The sequence below is a fragment of the Streptomyces calidiresistens genome, assembly GCF_014141525.1.
In the GTDB taxonomy this organism is placed as follows: Bacteria; Actinomycetota; Actinomycetes; order Streptomycetales; family Streptomycetaceae; genus Streptomyces; species Streptomyces calidiresistens.
The window spans coordinates 1-817 of record NZ_VKHS01001364.1 but is presented as its reverse complement, the minus strand read 5'-3'; the positions used below and the strand labels follow the sequence as shown (position 1 = coordinate 817).

1 protein-coding gene is annotated in these 817 nt (G+C 77.0%); it reads right to left on the bottom strand.

Annotation, left to right across the window (positions count from 1 at the left end):
• Positions 1-615: NsdA family TPR-like regulatory protein (locus tag FOE67_RS27330; protein ID WP_498370727.1), on the bottom strand; the 615-nt coding region annotated here is incomplete at its 3' end.
• Positions 616-817: the final 202 nt, after the last annotated feature.

Genomic DNA, 817 nt, shown 5'->3' with positions numbered 1-817 from the left:
GTGCTCGACCGGTCTGCGGGGGGACCGGCCCGGGCGGGAACGGCCCCTGTCCGGGGGCGCGGCACCCGGTCGGACGCCTCCCGGGGCGGGGGGCGTCACCCGGGGGTCGAACATCCGGGCGCCCACGCGGTCGTCCCCGACCGACTCGATCGGCGGCCCCGGTACCTCGGTTTCCGCCACCCGGTAGGGTCGCTGTCGCATCGGAGCGAGCCGGGCACCCTCGGCGTCCGCCCGGCACGTGGCCGCGAAACCGTCGGCCGTGTCGCCGGGGGCGACTCCCCGGGCCTCCCGACCGGGCTCGGTGCCGGCGCCGTGCGCCGGTCCGCCCGCGGTTCCCCGGTCGGACGACCGGGTGCCGCCGCTTCCGAAGCCCGCGGCCTCCGGCGTCACCGGGCGTCCGATCCGTCGGGAGAGGGCCTCGGCGGCCAGTTCCGGGACGGGCTCCCGGGGCAGGGTGCCGGCCAGCCAGTGGGCCACGGCGGTGCGGTCGTACCGCAGCGGGCACCCGATCTCGGAGCCGATCGCGTTCACGGACCGGGCCAGTGCCTCCTGGGTCCAGTCGGCCTCGTCCAGCAGGCTTCGCAGCCGTTCGTTGGGCATCCGCCGGTGTGTCATGCCTCCTTGGTGCCACACCCGGGGCCTCCGGTCAGCGGCGCACGGCGGCGCGTGTCGCGATCACCGGGCTTCCGTGCCACCCGATGGGCGGGCTTGGCCCGGCACCTGTCACCCGACGGTGTGATGTCGGACCGAACGTGTCGACGACCCCCGCCCGGGCGCTCCCCTTCGGTGGTGGTCCGGATACGGGGTGCTTCGGGGG